This is a genomic window from Aeromonas sp. 97A (assembly GCF_051919185.1).
Classification (GTDB): Bacteria; Pseudomonadota; Gammaproteobacteria; order Enterobacterales; family Aeromonadaceae; genus Aeromonas; species Aeromonas veronii.
On sequence record NZ_JBQBFF010000001.1, the window covers coordinates 249,011 to 275,833 of the forward strand.

Annotated in this window: 21 protein-coding genes and 2 pseudogenes; 15 read left to right on the forward strand and 8 right to left on the reverse strand. The window is 56.2% G+C overall.

Translation table 11 applies throughout. The annotated features are described in order from the left end of the window. The first annotated feature begins 214 nt into the window (after positions 1–214). The 6 genes from ACTG27_RS01215 to ACTG27_RS01240 all read left to right on the forward strand — a co-directional run bounded on the left by ACTG27_RS01215 (position 215) and on the right by ACTG27_RS01240 (position 7,468). The gene (locus ACTG27_RS01215; RefSeq protein ID WP_005353650.1) at positions 215–559 is read left to right on the forward strand and encodes a Grx4 family monothiol glutaredoxin; all 345 of its coding nucleotides are present in this window, start codon (positions 215–217) and stop codon (positions 557–559) included. A 463-nt stretch (positions 560–1,022) separates the two neighbouring features. Further along, positions 1,023–1,922: a bifunctional threonine ammonia-lyase/L-serine ammonia-lyase TdcB gene (gene tdcB / locus ACTG27_RS01220; RefSeq protein WP_439980478.1), complete on the forward strand. Its 900-nt coding sequence runs from the start codon at positions 1,023–1,025 to the stop codon at positions 1,920–1,922. An 11-nt stretch (positions 1,923–1,933) separates the two neighbouring features. Further along, the gene (tdcC, locus tag ACTG27_RS01225; RefSeq protein ID WP_019444738.1) at positions 1,934–3,265 is read left to right on the forward strand and encodes a threonine/serine transporter TdcC; all 1,332 of its coding nucleotides are present in this window, start codon (positions 1,934–1,936) and stop codon (positions 3,263–3,265) included. 130 nt (positions 3,266–3,395) lie between these two features. Continuing rightward, a complete protein-coding gene (gene tdcD, locus ACTG27_RS01230; protein ID WP_439978946.1) occupies positions 3,396–4,676 on the forward strand; it encodes a propionate kinase in 1,281 nt (426 codons plus the stop codon). A gap of 44 nt (positions 4,677–4,720) precedes the next feature. Continuing rightward, positions 4,721–7,015 (forward strand): formate C-acetyltransferase, encoded by a 2,295-nt coding sequence (gene pflB / locus ACTG27_RS01235; RefSeq protein ID WP_439978947.1) that lies wholly within the window; start codon positions 4,721–4,723, stop codon positions 7,013–7,015. Between the two features lie 69 nt (positions 7,016–7,084). After that, the gene (locus ACTG27_RS01240; protein WP_005353645.1) at positions 7,085–7,468 is read left to right on the forward strand and encodes a RidA family protein; all 384 of its coding nucleotides are present in this window, start codon (positions 7,085–7,087) and stop codon (positions 7,466–7,468) included. 82 nt (positions 7,469–7,550) lie between these two features. Here the strand turns inward: ACTG27_RS01240 and ACTG27_RS01245 are convergent, their stop codons facing one another. Further along, complete coding sequence (locus tag ACTG27_RS01245) at positions 7,551–8,762, reverse strand: RsmB/NOP family class I SAM-dependent RNA methyltransferase (RefSeq protein WP_047434271.1); 1,212 nt, start codon at positions 8,760–8,762, stop codon at positions 7,551–7,553. A gap of 215 nt (positions 8,763–8,977) precedes the next feature. Here ACTG27_RS01245 and ACTG27_RS01250 point away from each other — a divergent pair. The 9 genes and pseudogenes from ACTG27_RS01250 to ACTG27_RS01290 all read left to right on the forward strand — a co-directional run bounded on the left by ACTG27_RS01250 (position 8,978) and on the right by ACTG27_RS01290 (position 19,959). After that, a pseudogene (locus ACTG27_RS01250) lies at positions 8,978–10,953 on the forward strand (reprolysin-like metallopeptidase). Further along, positions 10,950–11,279, forward strand: coding sequence for a hypothetical protein (locus ACTG27_RS01255; protein ID WP_110302507.1), 330 nt, complete (start codon positions 10,950–10,952; stop codon positions 11,277–11,279). Before ACTG27_RS01250 ends, ACTG27_RS01255 begins: the two are co-directional and overlap by 4 nt. Before the next feature lie 252 nt (positions 11,280–11,531). Then, positions 11,532–13,496 carry a reprolysin-like metallopeptidase gene (locus ACTG27_RS01260; protein ID WP_439978949.1) on the forward strand — a complete coding sequence of 655 codons (1,965 nt, stop codon included), beginning with the start codon at positions 11,532–11,534 and terminating at the stop codon, positions 13,494–13,496. Beyond that, the gene (locus ACTG27_RS01265) at positions 13,475–13,813 is read left to right on the forward strand and encodes a hypothetical protein (protein ID WP_159144118.1); all 339 of its coding nucleotides are present in this window, start codon (positions 13,475–13,477) and stop codon (positions 13,811–13,813) included. Before ACTG27_RS01260 ends, ACTG27_RS01265 begins: the two co-directional genes overlap by 22 nt. Positions 13,814–14,118: 305 nt before the next feature. After that, positions 14,119–16,308 (forward strand): reprolysin-like metallopeptidase, encoded by a 2,190-nt coding sequence (locus tag ACTG27_RS01270; protein WP_439978950.1) that lies wholly within the window; start codon positions 14,119–14,121, stop codon positions 16,306–16,308. Positions 16,309–16,484: 176 nt separating this feature from the next. Further along, positions 16,485–17,123, forward strand: coding sequence for a pyridoxamine 5'-phosphate oxidase (pdxH, locus tag ACTG27_RS01275; RefSeq protein ID WP_139734964.1), 639 nt, complete (start codon positions 16,485–16,487; stop codon positions 17,121–17,123). A 36-nt stretch (positions 17,124–17,159) separates the two neighbouring features. Continuing rightward, the gene (locus tag ACTG27_RS01280) at positions 17,160–17,774 is read left to right on the forward strand and encodes a glutathione S-transferase family protein (protein ID WP_439978951.1); all 615 of its coding nucleotides are present in this window, start codon (positions 17,160–17,162) and stop codon (positions 17,772–17,774) included. Next, a pseudogene (locus ACTG27_RS01285) lies at positions 17,774–19,413 on the forward strand (GNAT family N-acetyltransferase). The gene ACTG27_RS01280 and the pseudogene ACTG27_RS01285 overlap by 1 nt, the downstream one beginning before the upstream one ends. A gap of 6 nt (positions 19,414–19,419) precedes the next feature. Next, complete coding sequence (locus ACTG27_RS01290) at positions 19,420–19,959, forward strand: GNAT family N-acetyltransferase (RefSeq protein ID WP_005344037.1); 540 nt, start codon at positions 19,420–19,422, stop codon at positions 19,957–19,959. A 109-nt stretch (positions 19,960–20,068) separates the two neighbouring features. Here ACTG27_RS01290 and ACTG27_RS01295 read toward each other — a convergent pair whose 3' ends face one another. The 7 genes from ACTG27_RS01295 to rluE form a co-directional block, all read right to left on the reverse strand. Further along, a complete protein-coding gene (locus tag ACTG27_RS01295) occupies positions 20,069–20,482 on the reverse strand; it encodes a hypothetical protein (RefSeq protein WP_439978952.1) in 414 nt (137 codons plus the stop codon). 183 nt (positions 20,483–20,665) lie between these two features. Beyond that, positions 20,666–21,796, reverse strand: coding sequence for a ribosomal protein uL16 3-hydroxylase (locus ACTG27_RS01300; RefSeq protein WP_439978953.1), 1,131 nt, complete (start codon positions 21,794–21,796; stop codon positions 20,666–20,668). Between the two features lie 165 nt (positions 21,797–21,961). Continuing rightward, positions 21,962–23,332: an adenylosuccinate lyase gene (gene purB, locus ACTG27_RS01305; protein WP_439978954.1), complete on the reverse strand. Its 1,371-nt coding sequence runs from the start codon at positions 23,330–23,332 to the stop codon at positions 21,962–21,964. Positions 23,333–23,461: 129 nt separating this feature from the next. Next, positions 23,462–24,076 (reverse strand): high frequency lysogenization protein HflD, encoded by a 615-nt coding sequence (hflD, locus tag ACTG27_RS01310; RefSeq protein WP_005334622.1) that lies wholly within the window; start codon positions 24,074–24,076, stop codon positions 23,462–23,464. A 23-nt stretch (positions 24,077–24,099) separates the two neighbouring features. After that, a complete protein-coding gene (mnmA, locus tag ACTG27_RS01315; protein WP_258721816.1) occupies positions 24,100–25,206 on the reverse strand; it encodes a tRNA 2-thiouridine(34) synthase MnmA in 1,107 nt (368 codons plus the stop codon). 157 nt (positions 25,207–25,363) lie between these two features. Beyond that, positions 25,364–25,855: an NUDIX hydrolase gene (locus tag ACTG27_RS01320; RefSeq protein ID WP_439978955.1), complete on the reverse strand. Its 492-nt coding sequence runs from the start codon at positions 25,853–25,855 to the stop codon at positions 25,364–25,366. Beyond that, the gene (rluE, locus tag ACTG27_RS01325) at positions 25,855–26,778 is read right to left on the reverse strand and encodes a 23S rRNA pseudouridine(2457) synthase RluE (RefSeq protein WP_439978956.1); all 924 of its coding nucleotides are present in this window, start codon (positions 26,776–26,778) and stop codon (positions 25,855–25,857) included. The genes ACTG27_RS01320 and rluE overlap by 1 nt, the downstream gene beginning before the upstream one ends. Between the last annotated feature and the right edge of the window lie 45 nt (positions 26,779–26,823).

Genomic DNA, 26,823 nt, shown 5'->3' on the forward strand with positions numbered 1-26,823 from the left:
AAGAGTTGTTTTTAAAATGATGGGGCTGGGTAGCCCAAAGCCAAGGGATTGTAGCAGTATCAAAGATGGCCTAACAACTCTTGATTGGCGCCATGATCGCGATCAATCCTGTGTGGGTTCTTTGCACAATTCGAGCCGGGTCACCCCTTTGTCAGTTTGTGCTCGGGCAAGATTGCAGTAGAATGGCCGCCGAAATCGCTCTAGTGAGGCACCTATGGAAACTATTGAAAAGATTAAGCAGCAGCTGGCTGACAACCCCATCATCATCTACATGAAGGGCTCCCCCAAGCTACCCAGCTGTGGCTTCTCTGCCCAGGCCTCCCAGGCTCTGATGTCCTGCGGCGAGCCGTTTGCATACGTTGATATCCTGCAAAATCCGGATATCCGCGCCGAATTGCCAAAATTCGCCAACTGGCCGACCTTCCCCCAACTGTGGGTTGAAGGTGAGCTGATCGGTGGCTGTGACATCATGATCGAGATGTTCCAGGCTGGCGAGTTGCAGGCTCTGATCAAAGAGACTGCTGCCAAGTACAAGAAAGATGATGCTGCAGCCGAGTAATCGGTTCTGTGTTGTCGAGAGGGAGCCTTATAGGCTCCCTTTTTTATTGTCCCGGTTCTGGCAGGCAAGCAACTGATTGCCGGTTGCAAAAAGCAACGCAATTGCCCTGAAAAATCTAATCCTTACGGCTTTGTTTTGGAGTTGTTAATTATATTGTTTGCCAATATATGATTACTTTTTTTAATCCATTTGGATTCAAGTGTTGCTGCCATCACATTTTTTGATAATTTCACTGTAACGCAGTCTCTTTGTAGATTTTTTTGTGTTTATGCTCACATTAATTGCAAGTGATAGAACCTAGTATCGCTTCGCCCTGTGAAATAAAACCCTACAAATTAATAAATAAAAAGAGATTTGCGATGAAGATGTATAGCAATCTGCCCATTGGTCTTCATGATATTACTGAAGCCAAAAAAAGACTGACCAATCATATATACAGACCGCGCAACTACCCTCTAACTACATCAGCGAACGTTGCCATGGCGAGGTTTACCTCAAGCTTGAAAACATGCAACGTACAGGCTCTTTTAAAATTCGTGGTGCCTTCAACAAACTCAGTTCATTAAGTCTGGAAGACCGACAAAAAGGTGTTGTCGCCTGCTCGGCGGGCAATCATGCCCAAGGTGTATCACTCTCCAGTGCTATGTTGGGAATTGATGCCAAGGTGGTCATGCCTTGCTGTGCCCCCAAATCAAAAATTGCTGCAACCAGTGACTATTCAGCCAAAGTGATCCTTCATGGAAATAGCTTCAATGACACCATTGCCAAAGTCAGCGAAATCGTGGAGATGGAAGGCCGCGTATTTATCCCCCCCTTCGACGATGCAAAAGTGATTGCCGGCCAGGGCACCATTGGCCTGGAAATTATCGAAGATTTGTATGATGTCGATAACATCATAGTACCGATCGGTGGCGGTGGTTTGATTGCCGGTGTTGCCATGGCTATCAAATCTATTAATCCGACCATCAAGGTGATTGGTGTGCAATCCGAGAATGTGCACGGTATGGCGGCCTCTTTCTATGCCGGTACCATGACCAATCACAGAACCAGCAGCACGCTGGCCGATGGCTGTGATGTGGCAAGACCCGGTTCACTGACCTTCGAAATCGTCAAACAATTGGTGGATGATATTGTACTGGTCACCGAGGATGATATTCGTCATAGCATGGTTGACCTTATTCAGCGCAACAAGGTGATTACCGAAGGGGCGGGAGCTCTGGCCTCGGCAGCGCTGCTCAGTGGCAAGCTGAAACATTATGTCGAAGGTAAAAAGACCGTCAGCATTATTTCGGGTGGCAATATTGATCTGACCCGGATCGCCGAAATTATCGAACAGAACAATATTCGTCAATTTAGCCTGTAAGGAATGCAGTCATGATATTAGACAGTGTTGTAACCGGCAGTAAAGAGAATACGCGTGCATGGCGTAAATCGGATACCACATGGGGATTAGGTCTGTTCGGTACTGCTATCGGGGCGGGGGTCTTGTTCTTTCCAATCCGGGCCGGATATGGTGGCCTGATCCCAATATTAATCATGCTGGTGCTGGCTTACCCCATTGCATTTTATTGCCACAGGGCGTTGGCCAGATTATGTCTTTCTGGCAGTAATCCATCGGCAAATATTACCGAGACCGTTGAAGAACATTTTGGCAAGATGGGTGGAGTGGTAATTACCTTCCTCTATTTCTTTGCCATCTGCCCACTGCTGTGGATATATGGTGTGACGATCACCAATACCTTTATGGCATTTTGGGAGCATCAACTACAGTTGGTTCCGCTTAATCGAGGTGTGGTTGCACTGGCATTGTTGATGTTGATGGCATTCGTGATCTACTTCGGTAAAGATCTGATGGTCAAGGTGATGAGCTATCTGGTCTTTCCCTTTATTGCCAGTCTGATCGTTATCTCTCTCTCCCTCGTCCCGTACTGGAACAGTGCCGTCTTTGATCAGGTCAATCTGAGCGAGATATCGATGTTTGGTCACGATGGTATTCTGGTTACCGTCTGGCTGGGGATCTCCATCATGGTCTTCTCCTTCAACTTCTCGCCGATTGTCTCCTCTTTCATTGTCTCCAAACGGGAAGAGTATGAGCAGGAGTTCGGTCGTGATTTTACCGAAAAGCGCTGCTCGAAGATTATCTCCGGTGCCAGCATGCTGATGGTGGCCGTGGTGATGTTCTTTGCCTTCAGCTGCCTCTTTACCCTGTCACCGCAAAATATGGCGGAAGCCAAAGCCCAGAATATTCCGGTGCTCTCCTATCTGGCCAACCACTTCTCCTCAATGACGGGCAGCAAGTCTGCGTTTGCCACCACTCTGGAGTATGCGGCGTCCATCATTGCGCTGGTTGCCATCTTCAAATCCTTCTTCGGCCACTATCTGGGGACGCTGGAAGGGTTGAATGGTCTTATCCTCCGCTTTGGCTATCAGGGCGACAAAAGCAAGGTTTCCAGTAAAAAACTCAATATGGTCAGTATGTTGTTCATCATGGGTTCGACCTGGCTGGTCGCTTATGTGAACCCCAACATCCTCGACCTGATTGAGGCAATGGGGGCGCCAATCATCGCTTCCCTGCTCTGTCTGCTGCCGATGTATGCGGTGAGCAAGACACCGGCACTGGCAAAATATAAAGGTCAGGCCAGCAACCTGTTTGTCACCATCATCGGTGTGCTGACCATCCTGAATATAGTTTCCAAGCTGTTCTGAAAACCTTTTCTGCAAGTCATCAGCCATTCAGGCCCCCCTGGCGGGGTCTGCATGGCGCAGTCAGAAGTGCGCAATAACCTGTTCTTGGTTGGCCACAATTATGTGGGCCCAGGGCAAGGCTATCCGTGATTTGGCCACCACACTCAGTGGTAAATATGTTCTGACTGCAGTGACTCGACATCATAAATATCGAGGCGATGTAATGAAGTTTGATTCGTTGGTTCTGGTTATCAATTGCGGCTCTTCGTCGGTCAAATTCTCGGTACTGGATAGTCAATCCTGTGAGGTGGTGATCTACGGTATAGCGGATGGTATTGAGACGGCCCATCCCCAATTGCAAGTGGGTAAAGAGCCTGCAATGTCATTAGCTGAAAATAACCACACCTGTGCATTGGCTGCCATCGCGGAGGAATTGAAAAAAAGGGATCTGCTGGATGCCATTGCACTGGTGGGTCATCGAATTGCTCATGGTGGTAGTGAATTTAGCGAAGCCGTGATCATTGATGAACATGTATTGGCCAAAATAAAGCAGGTGTCACCCTTGGCCCCCCTGCACAATCACGCCAATTTAAGTGGCGTGATGGCCGCCCGCCAGCTATTTCCCAACCGGCCACAAATTGCGGTATTTGATACCGGTTTTCACCAGACCCTGAAGCCGGAAGCTTATATCTATGGGCTGCCTTACCAATATTTGCAGGATTACGGCGTGCGCCGCTATGGCTTCCATGGCACCTCCCATCGCTATGTGGCCGAGCAGGCCTGCGTATTTATGGGGCTGGATGAGCTGCATGCCGGTCTGGTCATCGCCCATCTGGGCAATGGCGCCTCTATTTGCGCGGTGCAGGATGGCAAGAGCGTCGATACCTCGATGGGGATGACGCCGCTGGAGGGGTTGATCATGGGCAGCCGAAGCGGCGATATCGATTTTGGCGCGCTGGCCTATATCGCCAGCAAGACCGGGCAATCCATCGAGGATATCGAGCGGATATTGAATAAGCAGTCCGGTCTGCTGGGTATTTCGGGGCTCTCCTCCGATATGCGGGTATTGGAAGCTGCCTATCACGAAGGACATCCCGGGGCGAAATTGGCCATTCACGCTTTTGTCCATCGTATTGCCCGCCATATCGGTGGCCATGCCACCTCATTGCGCCGGCTGGATGCCGTTATTTTCACCGGCGGTATTGGCGAGAACTCGGCCTTTATCAGAAAGCTGGTATGCGAACGACTTCAGGTATTTGGCGTAGCGATCAGCGAGCCGTTTAACCAGCGTCCCAATAGCGAGGGCTGCCGGGTAATTTCGGCGGCAGAGTCCATGGTGCTGGCGGCGGTTATTCCCACCAATGAAGAGAAAATGATCGCGCTGGATGCCATTCGTCTGGGGCAGCAGGTTCGTCAGGCCGAGTGCGTCTGACATCTTCCACTGTAGTGTCATGAGTAGTGAATGAGGTTTATTTGATGAAAGTTGATATGCAATTGGATCAGGATAAATTCCGTCAGGCATGGCAAGGGTTTGCCGGTGAAAACTGGAAGCACGAGATCAACGTCCGTGATTTTATCCAGCAGAACTACACCCCCTATGAAGGTGACGAACAGTTTTTAGCTGATGCGACCGAAGCGACCACCACCCTGTGGAACAAGGTGATGGAGGGGATCCGCATCGAGAATGCCACCCACGCGCCTGTTGATTTTGATACCAATATTGCCACCACAATCACCGCCCACGGGCCGGGTTATATCGAGCAGGGGCTGGAAAAAATCGTTGGCCTGCAAACCGACAAGCCCCTTAAAAGAGCGCTGCACCCGTTTGGCGGCGTAAATATGATCAGAAGCTCTTTTGAAGCATATGGCCGGGAGATGGATCCCGAATTTGAATACACCTTCAGCGAATTGCGTAAAACCCACAATCAGGGGGTGTTCGACGTCTACTCTCCCGAGATGTTGCGCTGCCGAAAATCAGGGGTATTGACCGGTTTGCCGGATGGTTACGGCCGTGGTCGCATTATCGGAGATTATCGTCGGGTGGCGCTCTATGGCATAGATTATCTAATCCGTGAACGGGAGCTGCAGTTTGCCGATCTGCAACCGGCTCTCGAGCGGGGAGAGCAGCTGGAGCAGGTGATCCGCCAGCGCGAGGAGCTGGCCGAGCACAAGCGGGCACTGGTGCAGATCAAGCAGATGGCGGCCAGCTATGGCTTTGACATCTCCGGGCCGGCACGCACTGCCCAGCAGGCGGTGCAGTGGCTCTACTTTGCTTATCTGGCGGCGGTGAAGTCGCAAAATGGTGGGGCCATGTCCCTCGGTCGTACCGCTACCTTCCTCGACATCTATATCGAGCGGGATCTGAAGGCGGGGCTTATCAACGAGCAGGATGCCCAGGAGCTGGTCGATCACTTCATCATGAAGATCCGCATGGTGCGCTTCCTGCGTACTCCCGAGTTTGACTCCCTCTTCTCCGGCGATCCCATCTGGGCCACCGAGGTGATCGGCGGCATGGGGCTGGATGGTCGCACCCTGGTGACCAGGAACTCCTTCCGTTATCTCCATACCCTCAAGACCATGGGGCCGGCGCCCGAGCCTAACCTCACCATCCTCTGGGCGGAAGGGTTGCCACGTGCCTTCAAGACCTATGCGGCCCGCGTCTCCATCGATACCTCATCCCTGCAGTATGAGAATGATGACCTGATGCGCACCGATTTCGAGAGCGATGACTACGCCATCGCCTGCTGCGTGAGCCCGATGGTGATCGGCAAGCAGATGCAGTTCTTTGGTGCCCGCGCCAACCTCGCCAAAACCCTGCTCTATTGCATCAACGGTGGCGTTGACGAGAAGCTGAAGATCCAGGTTGGCCCGAAAGTGGCCCCCATCATGGACGAGGTGCTGGAATACGACACCGTCATGGCCAGCCTCGACAGCTTTATGGATTGGTTGGCGGTGCAGTACATCAGCGCGCTCAACCTTATTCACTACATGCACGACAAGTACAGCTATGAGGCCTCGCTGATGGCGCTGCACGATCGCGACGTCTATCGCACCATGGCCTGCGGCATTGCCGGTCTGTCGGTGGCGGTCGATTCGCTGGCGGCCATCAAGTACGCCAGGGTCAAGCCGGTGCGCGATGCTGACGGGCTGGCGGTCGATTTCGTGATTGAGGGGGAGTATCCCCAGTACGGCAACAACGACGAGCGGGCCGACTCCATCGCCTGCGATCTGGTCGAGCGCTTCATGAAGAAAATCCAGGCGCTGCCGACCTACCGCAATGCGGTGCCAACTCAGTCGATCCTGACCATCACCTCCAACGTGGTCTATGGCCAGAAGACTGGCAACACCCCGGATGGCCGCCGTGCCGGTGCCCCGTTTGCACCGGGAGCCAACCCGATGCACGGTCGGGATCGCAATGGGGCGGTCGCTTCGCTCGCCTCGGTGGCCAAGCTGCCGTTCAAATACGCCAAGGACGGGATCTCCTACACCTTCTCCATCGTGCCGGGGGCGCTCGGCAAGGAGCCAGCCAATCGCGAGAGCAATCTGGTGGGGCTGATGGATGGCTACTTCCATCATGAGCGGGATGTGGAAGGGGGTCAGCACCTCAACGTCAACGTGATGAACCGCGAGATGCTGCTGGATGCCATCGACAATCCGGACAAGTACCCCAGCCTGACCATCCGGGTCTCCGGTTATGCGGTGCGCTTCAACGCCCTGACCCGCGAGCAGCAGCAGGACGTCATCTCCAGAACCTTCACCAACATGATGTAACTCTCATGCCCGGGGTGAGCAAGCTTGCTCCGGGCCTACTTTTTGTTTGTCAGCACGAGGAAGTAACAGATGCGACAGGTTATCACTACCAAAGCGGCGCCGGGCGCCATCGGCCCCTATGTGCAGGCCACCCGGATTGGCAACATCCTCTACACCTCCGGTCAGATCCCACTGGACCCGGTGAGCGGTGACATTGCAGAGGGTATCGAAGCGCAAACCCTGCGCTCCCTGCAAAACGTCAAGGCGATTGTCGAGGCGGCGGGCGGTGAAGTGCGCAATATCTTCAAGACCACGGTGTTTGTCTCGGATCTGAACGACTTTGCTGCGGTCAACCGGGTCTACAACGACTTCTTCACCGAGCACGATGCCATGTATCCGGCGCGCTCCTGCGTGGAGGTGGCCCGCTTGCCGAAGGATGTGAAGATCGAGATAGAGGCGATTGCTGCGCTGTAACCCCCATCGGGAGTGTGTCAGCAAGCCAAAAAAGAGCGGCTGCCAATGGCAGCCGCTTTTGTCTATATGGTCATCGGGCAGATCAGGCGATCCGTTCGATACGTGCCATGTAGAAACCGTCGAAGCCGGTCTCGGACGGGCTCACGGTGTGATCGTCACGTAGACGGAAGTTTTCGTTGGCGGCGAGGAACTTGTCCACCTGCTGGCGGTTCTCCTCGGGCAGGATGGAGCAGGTTGCATAGACCAGCAGGCCGCCGACTTTCACCATCTGGCTGTAACGCTGCAGGATCTCTTCTTGCAGCGCGACCAGCACCGGCAGACGCTCGGCGGTATCACGCCACTTGGCATCCGGATTGCGCTTGAGGACGCCCAGACCGGAGCAGGGCACGTCCAGCAGTACGCGGTCGGCGCTTTCTTTGAGGCGCTTGACGGTCTTGCTGCTGGTGATGACCCGGGTCTCCACGTTGTGGGCACCGGCGCGACGAGCTCGCTGCTTGAGGTTCTCCAGCTTCCACTCTTCCACATCCATTGCCAGCAAACGGCCTTTGCCTTGCATCATGGCGGCGATATGCAGGGTCTTGCCACCGGCACCGGCGCAGGCGTCGATAACGCGCATGCCTGGGGCAACTTCCAAAGCGGCAGCAACCAGCTGGGAGCCTGCGTCCTGCTGTTCGAAGCAACCATCGGCAAAGGCCTTGGTACGGAACAGGGCGGCGTCAGAGGTGACCTGCAGGGCAGTCTCCACACCTTCAACCGGAATGGTGGTGACCTGCTCTTTGGCCAGCATGGCTTGCAGTTCATCACGGGTGCACTTGAGGGTGTTGACCCGCAGGTATCGCTTGGGCATCCAGGCCAGGGCGGCACGCTCGGCAGGCCAGGCTTCACCCAGCTGCTCGCTACCCAGTTTCTCCAGCCAGCTCGGGCAACCATCCATCAATACCGGGTTCTTCTTCGCCTCGGTCAGACGGCGGCGGAATGCCTCTTCATTGAAGCGATCCAGGGTCGGGTGGTTGGGCTGGGCAATTTTGTGGAAGGCATGCCAGCTGTGCAGCAGCGGCCAGACATTCTTTTCGGCCTGACGGACCTGAATGCCGGTGAGGAAACAATAAAGGCTGAGACGGCGCAGCAGGTCGCCGGTGACCAGGGCAATCCTTGCCTGTTCTTGCGGTTTGAGTTCGATGCCGGAGAAGTGACGGGCATAAGCGCGGTCGAGGGTAAGACCCTGACCGAGCACATCGTCAACAATGGCAACGACCAGATCCCCGAAACGGGGCAACAGTGGGGATTTGAGCATGAGATTAACCTTGGCCAGATAAAGATGAACCGCACCTTTGTGAAGAGGGACAGTTCTAAAATTGACAAATCCGCGCAATGATAGGGGTTAGATGGGGTTGGCGCAACACTCCCCATGGGTGAGTGGCTGAAACAGTGGCGCCGGGCTTTTTGATTCGGCGGGATAATGATGCCGGTAATGGTTCAAAAAAGTGCATGACTACAAGGATGACAAAGATGCCTGTGACCAGTAAGTGTTCGTTGGCCTTGTTGGTGGCCAGTTTGTTGGGGTCAACCAGCCTGATGGCCAGCGAGTGGAGCACGGTAGCCGCCAGAGCGACTGCGGAGCAAGGTTATGAGGTGCGGGCTAATCAGTTTCGGGTGGCCAAGGTGCCGCTCGACTATTTTGCCGGGCTGCAAGCCGGGGCGAGTGAGCTGACCCTGCCGCTGCCCCATGGGGGGGAGGTCACCTTTGCGCTGGAAGCCTACGACGTGCTGCCTGCAGATCTTGCCGCCAAGTATCCGCAGATCCGCACCTTCAAGGGTCACAACCCGGCGCATCCGATAGAGACAGGACGCTTCGATCTGGGGCCACAGGGTTTCCACGCCATGTTCAGCCATCAGGGCAGGATGGTGTTTGTCGATCCGCTGCGCAATGCCGAAGGCTACGCCGTCTATTACCAGCAGGATGCCCATAGTCGATTGGAAGAGACGGCAGATGAGGTGATAGGGCCCAAGCTCAGCAAACTGGTGCGCAAGGTGCAAGTGGATGGCAATGTTCGCAAGCGCTATGTCATTGCCATTTCGGCGACAGGAGAATTTACCCAATACCACGGTGGCTCCAAAGCGCTTACCATGGCGGCGATTGCGACCTTGCTCAACCGCGTCAATCAGGTCTATCAACGGGATGTGGGCGCCGAATTCGTGCTGGCCAGTGGCAATGACAACCTGATCTTTACCGATCCGGCCAGCGACTTGTTTGCCAATGATAATTCGGATGCGCAGACCAATATCGGGGTACAGGCTTATTACTTTACCAATATGCAGCTCGGTAATTTTGATATCGGCCATGTACTCAATACCGGTAGCGGTGGTCTGGCCGGTTTGGCAGTGCTCTGCACCAATCAGAAGTCTGGCGGGATGTCGGGTTCACCCACACCGGTGGGAGATGCCTTCTTCGTTGACTATGTGGCTCATGAAATTGGTCACCAGTTTGGTGCCGATCATACCTTCAACGGCACTACCGGGAGTTGCGGTGCTGGTACCCGGGTTGCGAGTCAAGCCTATGAGCCTGGTAGTGGCAGCTCCATCATGGCCTATGCCGGTATTTGTGGTGATGAGAATATCCAGACTCACAGCGACCCCTATTTTCATAGCAAGTCCATCGAGCAGATGCGTGCGCACATGGCGACCGTATCGACTTGCGGAACCACACTCGCGTTGAGCAATAATGCCCCGCAGGCAGCTGCAGGGGGGACTATGTGATCCCTGCCAATACGGCCTTTATGTTAAAAGGGGCTGGTGGAGATCTGGATAATGATTCTCTGCTCTACAACTGGGAGCAGATTGATCTGGGTACTGAATCGAGTAGTGCCGCCACCATGATTGACGATGGCTCCCGGCCGCTGTTTCGTTTTGTCTCTCCCACGGCATCGCCGGAGCGGATCCTGCCGAGTTTGCCATCCCTGCTCTCCGGCACGCTTGCCAAAGGAGAGGCCTGGCCGACTACCAACCGGGATCTCAATTTCAGACTAACGGTGCGTGATGGTCAGGGTGGAGTTGCCAGTGATGACATGAAAGTGCAAGTGATCAATACCGGTGCGGCATTTCGCATCACCAACCCGTTTTACGGGGTGACTCTCACTCCGGGGGCCAGTCAGGCCATAGCATGGGATGTGGCGGGCACAACTGTGGCGCCGATTAGTTGCAGCAAGGTGGACATCTCGGTGACCCAGGATGAGGGCGCAAGCTGGACAATGCTCGCAGCCGGACAACCCAATAACGGCGCAGCAACGGTAACGTTGCCTGCCGATCTCACCAGCAGCGTCAGGCTGAAAGTGGCATGCAGCGACAATATCTTCTTTGCCATCAGTCCCCTCAAATTGCCTCTGGTGCAAGGTGGCTCGACTTCAGGTGGCGGCGGTGGTGGTGGGGCGATCGGATTGTGGGCGCTGGCTCTGGCGCTGCTCGGCTGGCAACGGAGGCGCACATGAAGGGAGTCCCTCTGTTGCTGCTTGTCATGCTCGGCGGTTGTCAGGCCGATGCCAGTACGCTGGAACAGGATCTGAGTGCAAACCTCGCCAGGCAGGATTATCGCCTGATAGTGATAGCCGGGCGGGGAGAGTTCGCCCCCGGTATTGCAGCCGAGCAGCAGGCAGAGGCCAAGGCGCGCTGTGGCAAGCGTTATCTGGATGGATTGGGCGATGTTATAAGGCCCGGTCAGCAAGAGATACATGCCAAGTTGAGCGCTTACGCCAGCGAGTATAACCAGCGTATGGTGATTCATTGCCCAATAGCATCGGGCGCTGGCAAGCAGTAATACACCAACGAACCAATCCAAATGGGGGGGATATTCAGCCCCCTATCTATCCGTGAAGGCGCCAATGGCGCCTTCACTTTTTCCGTTGTTGAATGGGATCAGTCTGTTTTGCCTGAGATGGGGTGTGCGGGTGTAGCACGATTTTTCAGCGTGACAGAAATTTTGTGCGAATTTTCTTTTCTGTCTGTCACGCAGATTGTCAATTGAGGCTGCACCATACTTGTTGTCACCAAGGTAGGGCATGGAGGCTCTATGAAGCATGGCATTGCGGTGATTATCACCAGTTTGTCTGTTCAGGTTGCAGCAGAACCACAGTGGACCTTCATGGATGAAAACTTGGAAAGGGGAGGGAGCTATGATGTGCGAGCTGAAAAGGTCAGAGTGGTGGTTCCTGACAAGCCTTTTGAACCCGGGCATCTCGCCAGTGTATTGACCTTGCCATTGCCGGATGGCACTACGGTGCAGTTTGATGTTCATCCCAATGCCTTGCTCCCGGAGCCGTTGGCCCAGCGCTACCCTTCTATCAATACTTACAGTGGGAAGGCTATCGATCGGGCGGCGGATAAAGGCCGATTTGATGTCACCATACATGGTTTTCACGGTATGTTTACCCATCAGGGGCGTACTTTTTATGTCGATCCGCTTCAGGACGGTTTCTCTTATGCCGTTTATGAACAGCAAGATACCTGGCGGCGACAGGATGTGGATCAGGTGATTGATCCTCATGGTATCGAGCGTGAGCGAGCTGTGCTGGTCGATGGCAATTTGCGCAAGCGCTACACTATCGCCATCTCGGCAACCGGGGAATATACCCAGTATCACGGTGGTACCAAGGTTGCAGCACTCTCGGCCATTGCAACACTGCTTAATCGGGTCAATGAAGTCTATCGCCGTGATGTGGGGGCCGAGTTTCAGCTTGCAGCTGATACGGATAATGTGATTTTCACCGATCCTGCGACGGATCCTTTCACCAACTCGACCCAGGATATCGCAATCAACCAGACCCAACAGGGGGTGTTGCTCAATCCTTCTTTTGATCTGGGCCATCTGCTGGCGACATCAGGCGGCGGGGTGGCGACCCTGAGATCTTTATGCAACCCTTTCAGCCGTTCACGGGGCATGACCGGAGGCTCACAGCCTATCGGTGATGCATTCTTTATTGATTATGTGGCCCACGAATTGGGGCACCAGCTGGGGGCAGAGCACTCCTTCAATGGCATGGCCGACAGTTGTGCAACAGGTCGCAAGGCTAGCTCAGCTTGGGAACCGGGCAGTGGCTCGACCATCATGGCTTATGCCGGGATCTGTGGTGAGGAGAATCTGCAGGTTAACAGCACACCTTTCTTTCACAGCAAGTCGATCGAGCAGATGCGGGCTCTGATGGCCTCTCTGCCCTCCTGCGGCACCGACCTGGCGCTTGCCAATAACGCGCCGGTTGTGGATGCGGGGGGCGATAGGGTGCTCCCCGCCAATACGCCTTTCACTCTTGTCGGTAGTGCGCTGGATCTGGATGGTCATCCCCTCAGTTACACCTGGGAGCAGGTTGATCTTGGCAATGCATCCTACAGCGTGGCAACCATGGTGGATGATGGAACCCGCCCGCTGTTTCGCTTTGTTTCACCAACATCGGATCCCCGTAGAACATTGCCCGCCATGAGCTCTCTGATATCGGATGTCTTGGCCAAAGGAGAGGCGTGGCCTGCGACCAATCGCAATCTCCAGTTCCGCCTTACCGTACGTGATGGTCAGGGGGCCGTGAGCAGTGATGAAATGGTGGTTCAGGTGATCAATACCGGCGCGGCATTTGCCATCACAGCTCCGCAGATCGGCGCCATGGTGGCGGGTAGCACTCAGCTAGTGACATGGAATGTTGCCGGGACCGATCAGCCTCCTATCAATTGTCCCAGCGTGGATTTGGCACTGACACAGAATGGTGGTTCTACTTGGACTACGCTGGCAAGCGGGCTTGCCAATAACGGGTCGGCCAGTGTGGTGTTGCCTGCACCGTTGACCAGCACGGCCAGGCTGAAGCTGGCATGCAGCAATAATATTTTTTTCTCTATCAATGGGATAAGAGGTAATGCGTCTGCCACTACGGAAAGTGCAACTGTCATTACCGACAACAATGCGGGTGGCGGCGGTGGTGGTGGTGCAGTGAATCTTATCGTGATCCTCCTGATGGGAGGGGCAGCCGGATGGCGCAGGTATTACGGTTAGCCGTCAGTTTGCTGTTTCTATATATCTGCGCAGCGCCTGTTGTGGCCGCATCACTGACCGAGGCAATAGATGAAAGTCTTGCTGCTCAGGATTATCGGCTCATCGTGCGTGGCGGGCGCGGCGGTATGGCTCCGGGGGTTGTGGAGTCATTGCAAACAGAAGCGAGAACCCGGTGCGGAGTCCGTTATCTGAAAGGGTTCGGTGATGTGATTGAGATGGGTAAGGAGTCGGAGTTTGAGCAGCGGATTGACTATGCCACCCGATATAACCGACAGATGCTGGAAAGGTGCATGCCGGAGGCGATTTCAAGGCCGTAGTGGCTGTTCAACAACGTCGCGTAAATCGGCAGGATTGGAGTTATAACTCTAATATTCCAAACATAGTGATAGTCTCATGGGGGTGATTCGATGACTCACATATGAGCCCCCATATACTTTTTTTGGAGTTTTAACTCTATTAAAAAGAACTACTGAAAATGCTAACAAAATGAGCTGTTTATAAACTATAACTCAATAACTTTATGATTTTAAATGAAATAAAATTCATTTAATTTTTATTGAAAAAGTTGAATTGTGATTTGTGTCACGTTATTCTCGCCGGCTGTTCAGTCAGGTGATTAATAATGATGAAGTTCACAATAAATGCAATCTCAGTTGTCATCGCAATGTCAGCTAATATCGCGCTGGCATCCCCATGGCATATGGTCGAAGCACACAATAGGCAGGCGGCTGATACAGTCACAACTAGTGCCTATACCAGCTTTGAGGTCGATGAAGAGTTTATTCAAAATCTGCGTGCTGGCGATACGCTGATTACCTTGCCATTACCCAATAGTGGAATGGTGCAATTTGAAGTGCAGCCCTCGTCGGTATTGCCACCTGCATTGGCCGCCAAGTATCCGGATATCATGACCTTTAAAGGCCATGAGGTGGGTAATGAAAATAACACTGGTAGTTTTGATATTTCCCCACGTGGTTTTAATGGCATGTTTATGCACCAAGGGGAGCAGGTGTTTATTGATGTTCAACGTAGTGGTCTTTATTCTGTTTATTACAAGAAAAATGTAAAACCGCGAAAAAATGGGCATCATGAAGAGCTGATGCAGAATAATACAAGTGAGCATGAAAGTGAAAAAAAGCGCTCATTGTTAGATAGTGCAACTAAGCAAGCAGCACAAAATTATAACTTTCCTGGAATAAAAATATATCGGATTGCGATATCTACCACTGGAGAGTATACCTCCTCATTTCATGGTAAAGTAGGCGCTTTGTCATCTATTGTAACATTGCTGGCTCGAGTCAATGAAATATATGAGCGTGATCTCGGTATAAAATTTATCTTGGCTGATGGCAATGACAATGTCATTTTTGAAGATGCATCTACAGACCTGTTTTTTAATGGAGACAATGCAGATGCAACTCTCACCACGCCAATCATGGATAGAAACGATGCTTATCGAAATGAGCTCGTCCAGCTGATGGCTCACAGAGAGACAGATCTCACTAAAAAACTAGGCGATTTTGATATTGGTCACGTGCTTACGACTACCAATTATTCTGGTCTGGCAATGGGAACGCTATGCGCAGCTCCAAATCGGGGTTATAGCGGGGAAAACGCCCCTGGTCGAAATTTGCGTTCTAATGCAATGAGTGGAGCCGGTAATGGCAGCTCGGGAGCGGGAATCGCAGAGATTGATGCGGTGTTTGTCGATACCTTTGCGCATGAAGTGGGTCATCAGCTCGGTGCAGAGCATATCTTTAATGTCGACATCCTCGGACGTGTAGCTAATTCCGCTTGGGAGGTTGGTAGCGGTGCGACCATCATGGGTTATCCGGGCAGAGTTGGCATGGGGTCACAAAATCTGCAATCTAAAACGACAGGTTATTTTCATAGCAAGTCCATTGAGCAGATGCTTGCTGTGCTAGCCAGTCGTCCAGATAATTGTGGCGCTGTTGAGCCTATGACCAAGCAAGATATTGATGTGAATATCTCGCCAGCATCGCAATCAAAAGTTATTCCTGTTAGAACTGCATTTTCACTCACAGGGATTGGTTCTGGTGAAGATGGAATGACCTTTACCTGGGAACAGGTTGATCTTGGTCGAGCGACAGAGAGTGCATCTGATATTTACTATGGGAAATTGAACGATGGACCCTTATATCGTTTTGTAGAGCCTGCAACGTCTCCTGAACGTCACTTTCCTTCTTTGGCTACTCAGCTAAGGGGATATGAACGATTTATGTTGCAACAGCCTGGGCTAATAAAAGATGAAGAGAAGGGCGATCCGTGGGTCAATGTACCGCGTACTCTGAATTTCCGTTTGGTGGCCCGTGATGGAAAAGGCGGTGGTGCCTATGATGAGACCTCGGTCGAAGTGGTCGATACAGGTTCACAAACCTTCAAGATATTGCCAGCCCCTGACCAGCGTATTCTGGTTGGCAGCCCGACCACAGTGAACTGGCAAGTAGCTGGAACCGACGGTGGCCGCATCAACTGTCAGCGGGTCGATATCAGTTATAGCAACGATGAAGGCAAGAGTTGGCAGCCGCTGGTCAATGGCGTGAACAACAATGGCGCCCATGAGGTGACCATTCCGGCCAATGCTGGCAGCGCTGTTCGCCTCAAGCTGGCCTGTAGCGACAATATCTTCTATGCCATTACGCCAAAACTGGCGACCAAGAGCAGTGATACACCTGCTCCCCAGCCTGAAAGCAATGGCGGCGGTGGTGGCGGCGGTTCGACCGGTCTGTTCGCGCTGTTGGGCCTTGGTATCGCTGCGCTGCTGCGTCGTCGTGAGATCATGAGCTACTAAACCAGATAACCCAAGGGTGACATTACCCATCTTTGGTAAATTGATAAACCAAGCGAAGAGGCGTTAGCCTCTTCGCTTTTTTTGTATGGTTTACAAGGTCGCTTTATCGAGCGCACAATGCCTGCGTCACTCTCTTGATGGTCGTGGAACCATTATTTATTTGAAGGAAAATCAAGATGATGGATGTTGCTGATCTGCGCCGTGAATACTCCCGTGGCGGGCTGCACCGGGCCGATCTGCCGGCCGAGCCGCTGGCGCTGTTCGAGAAGTGGTTGGCGCAGGCTTGTGAGGCCAAACTGACCGATCCCACCGCCATGGTGGTAGCGACGGTGGATGCCGATGGTCAGCCCTGGCAGCGCACTGTGCTGCTCAAGCACTACGATGCCCTAGGGATGGTCTTTTACACCAATATGGGTAGCCGCAAGGCGCAGCAGCTGGAAGGCAATCCTCGTATCAGCCTGCTCTTCCCCTGGCATACGCTCGACCGTCAGGTGCATGTGACCGGTCGGGTGGAGAAGATGAGCACCTTCGAGGTGATGAAGTATTTCCACAGCCGTCCCAAGGATAGCCAGATCGCTGCCTGGGTCTCCAAACAGTCGACCCGCATCTCGGCCCGCGGCGTGCTGGAGGCCAAGTTCCTCGAGCTCAAGCAGAAGTTTGCTAATGGCGAAGTGCCGCTGCCGAGCTTCTGGGGCGGATTCCGGGTGGTGATCGAGACGGTGGAGTTCTGGCAGGGGGGCGAGCACCGGCTGCACGACCGCTTCTACTACACCCGCGACGGGGATGGCTGGCATATCGAGCGTCTGGCTCCCTGATCGCGCTGTTCAAATCTGTTTTCACAAGGAGTGTGTATGCGTCTGTATGGTGATCTGCGTTCCGGCAACTGCTACAAGGTGTGGCTGCTGGCCCGCTGGCTGGATCTGCCCCTTGAGTGGGTAGAGGTGGATATTCAGGCGGGGGATACCCGTACCCCCGCATTTCTGGCCATGAACCCCAACGGCAAGATCCCGGTGCTGGAGATTGGCCAGGGCGATACGCTGGCGGAATCCAACGCCATCCTCTTCTATCTGGGGCAAGGCAGCGCCTTGTGGCCAACCGATCCGCGCCAGCAGGCCGAGGTGCTCAAATGGATGTTCTTCGAGCAGTACAGCCATGAGCCCTACATCGCGGTGGCCCGCTTTATCGTTCACTATCTCGGCCGCCCCGAGTCCCAGGAGGCGCGTCTCGACGGGCTGAAAGCCGGTGGCGAGAAGGCGCTGGCGGTAATGGAGCAGCAGCTGAAACAGAGCCCCTATCTGTGCGGTGATGCGCCTACCATCGCCGATATCGCCCTTTATGCCTACACCCACGTGGCAGAGGAGGGGATCTTCTCCCTGCAGGGGTGGCCCGCTATCCGTAGCTGGATCGCCCGTATCGAAGCCCATCCCCGCCATCTGACGCTGCCAGCGGCCTGTCAGGCCAGCTGATGGAACTGCTGATCGAGGCCAGTCTGTGGCAACCGCAGTGGACTGCGCTGTTGCAGGTCTGGCAGCTGCAGGGTCATCGCTGGCAGCTGCTACTGGGCAAAGAGGCGGCCGCTGCCCTCGATCAAACCGATGCTCCCTGGGCGAGCAGTCCTCCTGATGGGGTGCTCTGCCCGGGGGCCCTGCTGGCTGCCTGGCTCGATGGGGATCTGCTGGCGGATTTCATGTTGATCCCAGCCGCCAGATCCTGATCAGTGCCTCCACCTCGCTGCTGACCCTCGCCAGGGAGCAGGGACTGCTCACCCTTGGCCCTGTGGGGGCCGATCTGCCGCTCACCCCCGAGGCCGATTTGGGCGCCGTGCTCAATCGCCTGCTGGCGCGCCGCGTGACGGTGCCGACCCTGGCTGAGGGGCATTCGCTATCAGGTGTCGTATTGCGACCACTGCAGGCCGACGATGAACGCGAGATAGTGCGCTACTGCAGCGACGAGGCGCTGGCGCGCTACACCCTCAATATTCCTCACCCCTATCCGCCGGAGGGGGCCCGCGACTGGCTGGCGCTCAGCTGGCGCAAGGCGGCGCTTGGCCTTGGCTGGAGCTGGGCCATCACCTTGCCAGAGGAGCAAGGTGCGGCGTTGCTTGGGGTGATCTCCCTGCACTGGAATGGCGAGCTCGCCTGGTGGGTGGGCGTGCCTTGGCAAAATCGCGGTCTGGCGACCCGGGCCGCTGGCTTGGTCAAGGGGTTCGCCTTTGACCAACTGCAACTGCCTGCGCTGACGGCTCGCCATATGCCAGACAATTTAGCCTCCGGCCGGGTGATGGCAAAAGTGGGGATGCACTATCGCGGGCGGCGCCATATCAGTGGTCGCCAGCCGTGCGAGGTGAGCTACTGGCGACTGGATCGCGCACCCTCCTTACCCAATCCCTTGGCAGAGGAGATTGCCTGCTGGTTTTCTGATGAGCGGGTCGCCGTGGTGATCCTGTGGGATCCTGTAACGTTGGAGCGGCAGAGTGCCAACGGCAAGCTGGCCATCTCGCTCTTTGTGGATGAGAGGGGCGCGGGGGAGGAGTCCTGCTCTATTCGCTGCCCGCCGCATCTTGAGAGGTCTCTGGAGCTGCACTGTTACCCCGTCGATCTGCTGGAGCAGGCCGAACCGGAGCAGTTGTCCCACCTTGGCTGCGTCTTGCTGAAAGACTGGGATGAACAGGGGCTGGCGTGGTTGCTGCAACTGGCCGCGCTGCGGCGTCAAGGGCCCGAGCTGCTCAGCCGCGAGGAGCGCGCATCACGGCTCCACTGGTTCAACCAATTGATGGCGCAGGCGCTGGGCGGCAACGGTGACTCGCCGCAGATACGCTATCAGCAGTTACGGCTGCTGGTGGAGCTGCCGGAGCTGGTCGATGAGCTGGATGGCTGTTGGTATCAAACGCCAGAACTGACCTTTGAGCGGTTGGCGCGGGAGGCTCCCGCCCTCTGGCTGGCCTACCGCGAGGCGATGAACAGGGTCACCCCGGCTACGCTAACCGTCTTGCAGCAGCAGTTTGCCGCTCGTTTTCCTGAGTGCACCCTCCCATTTTTGGACAAAGGTACTCAGAATGACCAGCCGTTGTGTGGAATAATGCCCGCTCTGCTGTACGAGGAGTAATACCTGATGTTGAGAACCGAGCGCCCCGGTGACATGCTGCCGGTCTATGAGCTGCTGAGTGCCGCCTTCGGTCGTTCCGATGAGGCCGAACTGGTCAACCGCCTGCGCGAATGTGGTGCTGCCGTAGTGACCATGGTCGAAGAGGAAGAGTACGAGTTCATGGGGCACCTGATGCTAAGCCCGATCACCATTAACGGCATGGAAGGGCCCTGGCTCGGTCTGGCGCCGGTCGCGGTTCATCCCGACTGGCAAGGTCAGGGGATTGGCTCTGATCTCATCCGTGAAGGGCTTGATACGGCGCTCGAGATGGACTGGAAAGGGGTGGTGGTACTCGGGGATCCGGCCTATTACAGCCGTTTCGGTTTCCGCCCGGCCAGCGAGTTTGGCCTGCACTGCATCTATGAGGTGCCTGCCGACTGCTTTATGGCAATGGAGCTACAGGAGCGCGGTTTTGCGGGTGTGCAGGGGGAGGTGCTCTATCACCCGCTGTTTGATGAACTTCCCGACGAGCTGCCGGACGCGCAGGCAGAAGTGTCCCATTTATAGCGAGACGTTATAACGAGAAGTCGCAGCGACATGCCATAACGAAAAAGCCCTCATCGAGGGCTTTTTCAGTTTATATCAGTCCCTGCCGGGCTTATTCGAGCATATAGGCTCAGGCAATGATATCGAGCTGGGTGCCCTTGCGATTATCTTCGCCCACCATGTCACCCATCTGCCGGGCGAGCGGGCTCTGCTGGAATTGCAAGTAGTCGCTCAGATTCTGCTGGCGCTGGTAGCGATTCGCAGCCTGATACATATCAGCCGTGCTCGGGCCCGACTTGCTGTCGCTCTCCTGACCGCTGGCCTCCAGGTAGCGCTCTACCACGGCTTTATCTTGTTGGTTAGCCGTATAAGAGACCGCCAGGGTTCTGCGAGCCGTTGCTTTATCTTCGCTCTGTGCCTGCAATTCATCCTTCTTGGTCAGTGCTTCGTTACGGGCCTGACTGACCTGCTCGGGTGTGACAGCGGGAGAGGAGGGGTATTTGCCGTAATCGGGCAGCGGCATGGGCCGGGAGGTGATTTGCATGGTGGCGCTTCTCTTTTGAACAGGGACGGACGCATGATACCCATCGATCTTAGTTCAATAAATCACCACTTGTCGGTTCATCAAGAGTGGGTTCAGTTTCGCGTATCGATTGTTAATTGAACCGCATCTGAGTGACAAAAAAGGCGCCATAAGGCGCCTTTTTATCCTTCGGTTACTGCCGGATCAGTTGAAGAACCAGTAACCGCGGTTGACCAGACGGGTCAGTAGTTGCAGGAAACCGGCCTGATCGGCCAGCTCCACCATATCGGCTTGAGTGATGATGTCTTTGTCACACAAGAGCGAAATGGCTGCTGCGTCTTCGCTCTGCAGAGTCCAGGCTTCGCCGTCGATGAAGCATTGCTGGCTCTCGCCGCTAAACCAGACGGTGCGCAGACCCGGTACCTTGATGGCGGGCTCGCCCTGGGTCAGCAGGTCGGCCACTTCCTCAGCACTGTAGTCCGGCTCGACCGGATTGACGTCGAGATCGTGCTTGGCCTCGGAGATCATGGTGCCGAACCACTCCTTGAACAGGGTCTCGTCATCGAGGGCCTGCTGCATCAGCTCGCGCAGACGGTGCAGCTCGTGGGGCTGGATCTCGCCGTGATGGGTGCGGGGCTTGAGATCGGCATCGCCGTAACGCTCGGTACGCACCTCGTTGTCGATCAGGTGATCGGCAAAGGAGGAGATAAGCGCCTTGACATCCGGTGCGCGGAAACCCACCGAGAAGTTCATGGAGGGCTCGATGGCGTAGCCTTCGTGGGGGAATCCGGGCGGAATGTAGAGGATGTCGCCCGGCTCCATGATGACGTCGATGATCGCCTCGAACGGCTCGCAGTGGAGCAGGGCGGCGTGGGCGGCAAACTCGTTGAGGGGCTTGGCATCGCCAACCCGCCAGTTACGCTTGCCCAGACCCTGGGTGATAAACACATCGTAATTGTCGATGTGGGGGCCGACACCCGCATGGGGGGTGGAGAAGCTCACCATCACATCGTCAAAGCGCCAGCCCGGGATGAACTGGAACGGCACGGCCAGCTCGTTCACCTCGGGAGCCCAGTGGTTGCAAGCCTGTACCAGAATGGTCCAGTTCTCTTCGCCCAGATGGTCGTAGGATTCGAAGGGGCCGTGGGCGGCATCCCACTTGCCGTCGAAACGGGTGACGAGGCGGGACTCGACCACCTCTTCCATGGCCAGACCCGCCAGCTCGTCCGGGCTGATGGGGTCCTGAAAGTCCTTGAAGCCGCCCTTGATAAGGAGCGGGCGCTTCTGCCAGTAGTGCTCGAGGAAGTGAGCGATATCCAGATTGAGTTCGTACATAGATCTTCTCGTCAAAGGGTTCGACAAAGGTCAGGAGAGGTCTTGCCAGAGGAGGCTGCCGGCCTCGGGCAAGCCCTCTTGCAAACCGTGTATAGGGTGCCAAATAAAATAACCGGGGCCCTGTTGCAGATCATGCACAGGGCCCCGGTAGTGTCATTTATCCGCTTATTTCAGCAGATCAACCAGACGCTGGGCGTCACCGATGTAGTTGGCCGGGGTCAGCTTCTTCAGCTCGACCTTGACCGCTTCCGGCAACTCCAGGGTGTCGATAAAGGTGCGCATCCCTTCGGCATCGACGCGGCGACCACGGGTCAGCTCCTTGAGCTTCTCGTAGGGCTTCTCGATACCGTAGCGGCGCATCACGGTCTGGATCGGCTCGGCCAGCACTTCCCAGTTGGCATCCAGATCGGCGGCCATGGCGGCGTCGTTGGCTTCCAGCTTGGAGATACCCTTCAGGGTCGCCTGATAGGCAATCAGGGAGTAACCCACCGCCACACCCAGGTTGCGCAGTACGGTAGAGTCGGTCAGGTCACGCTGCCAGCGGGAGATAGGCAGCTTGCTCGCCAGATGCTGGAACACAGCGTTGGCCAGACCCAGATTGCCTTCGGAGTTCTCGAAGTCGATGGGGTTGACCTTGTGCGGCATGGTGGAGGAGCCGATTTCCCCCGCGATGGTGCGCTGCTTGAAGTGACCCAGGGAGATGTAACCCCACACATCGCGGTCGAAGTCGATCAGGATGGTGTTGAAGCGGGCCATGGCGTCGAACAGCTCGGCGATATAGTCGTGCGGCTCGATCTGGGTGGTGTAGGGGTTCCAGGTCAGGCCCAGGGAGGTAACAAACTCCTCGGAGAACTGGTGCCAGTCCACATCCGGGTAGGCGCTGAGGTGGGCGTTGTAGTTGCCGACCGCACCGTTGATCTTGCCGAGGATCTCCACCGCCATGATCTGCTTGAACTGGCGCTCCAGACGGTAGGCGACGTTGGCCATCTCCTTGCCCATGGTGCTCGGGGTCGCCGGCTGGCCGTGGGTGCGGGAGAGCAGCGGCATGTCACGGTACTCGTGAGCCAGACGCTTGAGCTCGCTGATCAGCTTTTCGCAATAAGGCTTGATGACCTCTTCGCGGGCAGTTTTCAGCATCAGACCGTGGGAGTTGTTGTTGATGTCTTCCGAGGTGCAGGCGAAGTGGATGAACTCGCTGACAGCCGCCAGCTCCGGGTTCACTTCGACTTTCTCTTTGAGGAAGTACTCCACCGCTTTCACATCATGGTTGGTGGTGCGCTCGATCTGTTTGATGCGGGCGGCGTCGCTCTCGTTGAAGTTGCTGACGATGCCGTCGAGCATGGCGTTGGCGGCCGCGCTCAGGGCAGGGACTTCCGGGATCCCGGCGTGGCTGGCCAGTTTTTGCAACCAGCGAACCTCGACTTCAACGCGAAAACGCAGCAGGCCGAATTCGGAGAAGATAGGGCGCAGGGCATCGGCCTTGTCGCCATAACGACCGTCAATCGGGGAAACAGCAGTCAGCGCGGACAGCTCCATGGGGTGAACTCCTGATGATTGGTGTGGGGGATCCGTATCCACTCGCGCGTGGGGCTGAGTCGTCATCAAGGCGGATGTGCGGCTGTTTACCCTGATGCTGACCTCGCTTGCCCGCGCGCGAGCCGATGATTAGTAACGTTTGGCCAGCTCCACCATCTTCTTGCGAGCGAAGATGATCTGGGTGCGGCTGCCACCGAGCTGACGCCACAGCACACAGGCACGAATGCCTGCCAGCAGCAGGGCGCGCACCTTGTGCTGCACCAGCGGTTGCTGCAGGAACAGCGGGGTACCCGCCACCTGGATGCGCGGCCCGATGGGGCTGATTAGATCGCTGTAGATGCTCGCCATGTTGGCCAAAATCTGCTCGTCGAGCAGATCGAAGTGCTGTTGCTGGCGGCCAATCTGGCTGATCCGCTCACCCAGCATATTGAGAATGTCCTTGCGCTTGGCCAGCTTGCGCTCTAGCGCAATCAGGCTTACCACGTAGCGGGTCAGCTCGGCATTCTTCTGGCTGCCGTCGGCACCCAGCTGTTCGACCAGCGCACGGTAGCCGTCGCGAATGGCCAGATGGGTGTTGTTGAACACCTCGAGCGGCTGGCTCGGGTTGGTCACCAGAATGCTGGAGAGGCTCTCGCGCAGGGCGGCCTCGTCACAGCTGCCGTCTCGGGCCACCTTCTGCACCAGATACGCGGCCTGGCAGATGCCGGCAAAGGCCATTGTTCTGTCTTGGAATTTATCGCTCACGTCTGCTGCCTTCTGTTAAGGATTCAAACCGGATGGCTGAAACGTTGTTCGATGATGCCGCCGCCCAGACACACTTCCCCGTCGTAGAAGACGGCGGACTGGCCCGGGGTCACCGCAGCCTGTTTCTCGTCGAAGATGACCCGGATGGTCTCGTCGTCGATGGGTTGGATCAGGCAGGGGATATCCTGCTGGCGGTAGCGGGTCTTGACGGTGCAGCGACGCGGCTCGCGGATCGGGGTGCGATCCACCCAGTGCAGCTGGCTGGCAATCAAACCATCGGAGTAGAGGCGGGGATGTTCGCCCTGCGCCACCACCAGCACGTTGCGCTCGACCTCTTTGTCGACCACATACCAGGCCTCTTCGGTGGCATCTTTGCGACCACCGATACCGAGCCCCTTGCGCTGGCCCAGGGTGTGATACATCAGACCCTGATGCTCGCCGATCACCTTGCCATCCACGGTCTCGATTTTACCGGGCTGGGCGGGCAGGAACTTGGCCAGGAAGTCCTTGAACTTGCGCTCACCGATAAAGCAGATGCCGGTGGAGTCTTTCTTCTTGGCGGTGATGAGATCCAGCTGCTCGGCGATGCGGCGTACCTCGGGCTTCTCCAGAGCGCCAACCGGGAACAGGCTCTGACCCACTTGCTTCTCACTCAGGGTGTAGAGGAAGTAGCTCTGATCCTTGTTGGTATCGAGACCGCGCAGCAGGCGCGGGCGGCCGGTGCTGTCGTCACGGCGCACATAGTGGCCGGTGGCGATGTAGGTGGCACCCAGCTCTTCGGCGGCAAATTCGAGGAACGCCTTGAACTTGATCTCCTTGTTGCACAGGATATCGGGGTTCGGCGTGCGGCCAGCCTTGTACTCTTCGAGGAAGTGCTCGAACACGTTGTCCCAGTACTCGGCCGCGAAGTTGATGGTGTGGAGTTTCATCCCCAGCTTGTCGCAGACGGCCTTGGCATCAGCCAAATCCTGGGCGGCAGAGCAGTACTCGTCCGTGTCGTCTTCTTCCCAGTTCTTCATGAACAAGCCTTCGACCTGATAGCCCTGCTGCTGGAGCAGGTAGGCCGAGACGGAAGAATCCACGCCGCCGGACATGCCGACGATCACCTTGATTTGGCTGTTGTCTGTCATTAGTCGAAGTTACCAGTTCGTTTAAACGGGGCGTATTCTACCAGAGTTTTGCGCCCCCGGTCACATCTCCATGCCGCAGTTCCCATCAGGAGCCTGATAGCAGGAAATCGTTTTTCTGTTGTTGGCCTTTGTCACCGAAAAAGAGTGTCAAATGGCCTCAGATAAAGGCCTTGAGGGCCGAGAGCGGCAGCCGTGTCCCCGCCAGATAATCCTGAATGCACTGCCATACCAAGGGGCTTCTCAGGGCCGGTTTACATTCCGCTATTTCTTCCAGAGTGAGCCAGTGGCAAGCCAGCACATCGCCGTCAGGATCCTCTGGATGGTGCTGACCCGGCGCTTTTTCAAGGTCGAAGATGATGGCGGTGCGTACATAGGTGGCCTCGCTGTCGGCCGGTTTATAGAGATAGGTGCCCAGCCAGGAGGTAGGCGTGGCGGTCAGCCCCGTCTCCTCTTTCAGCTCGCGGCAGGCGGCGGTGAGCAGATCTTCACCGGCCTCTACATGGCCGGCGGGCTGGTTGAAGCGGCGCTGGCCTTTTATCTCCTCTTCCACCACCAGAAAGCGCCCCTGCCACTGCACCAGGGCGGCGACCGTCAGGCGCGCCTCCATACGGGCGTGGCTGGTGGTCGAGTGATCTGCCTGATTGCTCATCATGACTCCTTGTCGCTGCTATTTGGATTGCCCGCACGGGCGGGTCTGCGTGCCGTTCCTCGCCCGCTGCTGCGGGGTTTGCCGCCGGTCGGGTTCGTGGCTGCGCGCTCGGTTGGGTGAGTGCTGCGGGGACGCTCGTCCCGTCTCGGCTGGCTGGCCCGCCGTGGCGCCTCCCCTGCCGGTTTGGCCGGTTTGGCGGTATGAGCGCCTGAACGGGATGAGGAGGGACGCGGGCGGCCGGTGGAGAGCGGTGCCAACTCGGGAGCGGGCAGGCAGCGGCTCTCGCCGGGAGCCAGACCATCTAGCGTCCAGTCACCGATGGCGTAGCGAATAAGGCGCAGGGTGGGGTGGCCGATATGGGCTGTCATCCGCCGTACCTGCCGGTTGCGCCCCTCGATGATCTTGATCTCCAGCCAGCTGGTGGGGATCTCCTTGCGCTCGCGGATCGGCGGATTGCGCGGCCACACCGCAGGTTCATCCATGATGCGCGCCCCGGCAGGCAGGGTCATGCCGTCGTTGAGCTCCACCCCGGCGCGCAGGGCGGCCAGTTTCTCCTCGCTCGGGATGCCTTCTACCTGCACCCAGTAGGTCTTGGGGGTCTTCTCCCCCGGCTGGGTGAGGCGCGCCTGCAGCTTGCCATCGTTGGTGAGCAGCAGCAGCCCCTCGCTGTCGCGATCGAGCCGCCCTGCGGCATAGATGCCGGGCTCTTTGATGTAATCCTTGAGGGTCTCGCGGCCCGCCTCGTCGGTGAACTGGCAGAGCACCATGTAGGGCTTGTTCAGCAGGAGCAATTTGCGATCCTCTGGGGCCAACTCCGGTTTGCGGGGGGATGCATGGCGGGGTGCGGCTGGTTTGGCCGCCGTGCGCGGGGCGTTATCGCGCGGCGCGCGGCTGACAGAGAGACGGGAGCGGGGAGATTTCATCGGATACACACTTCAGACAGACGATGGCAGCGAGTGTACCACAGG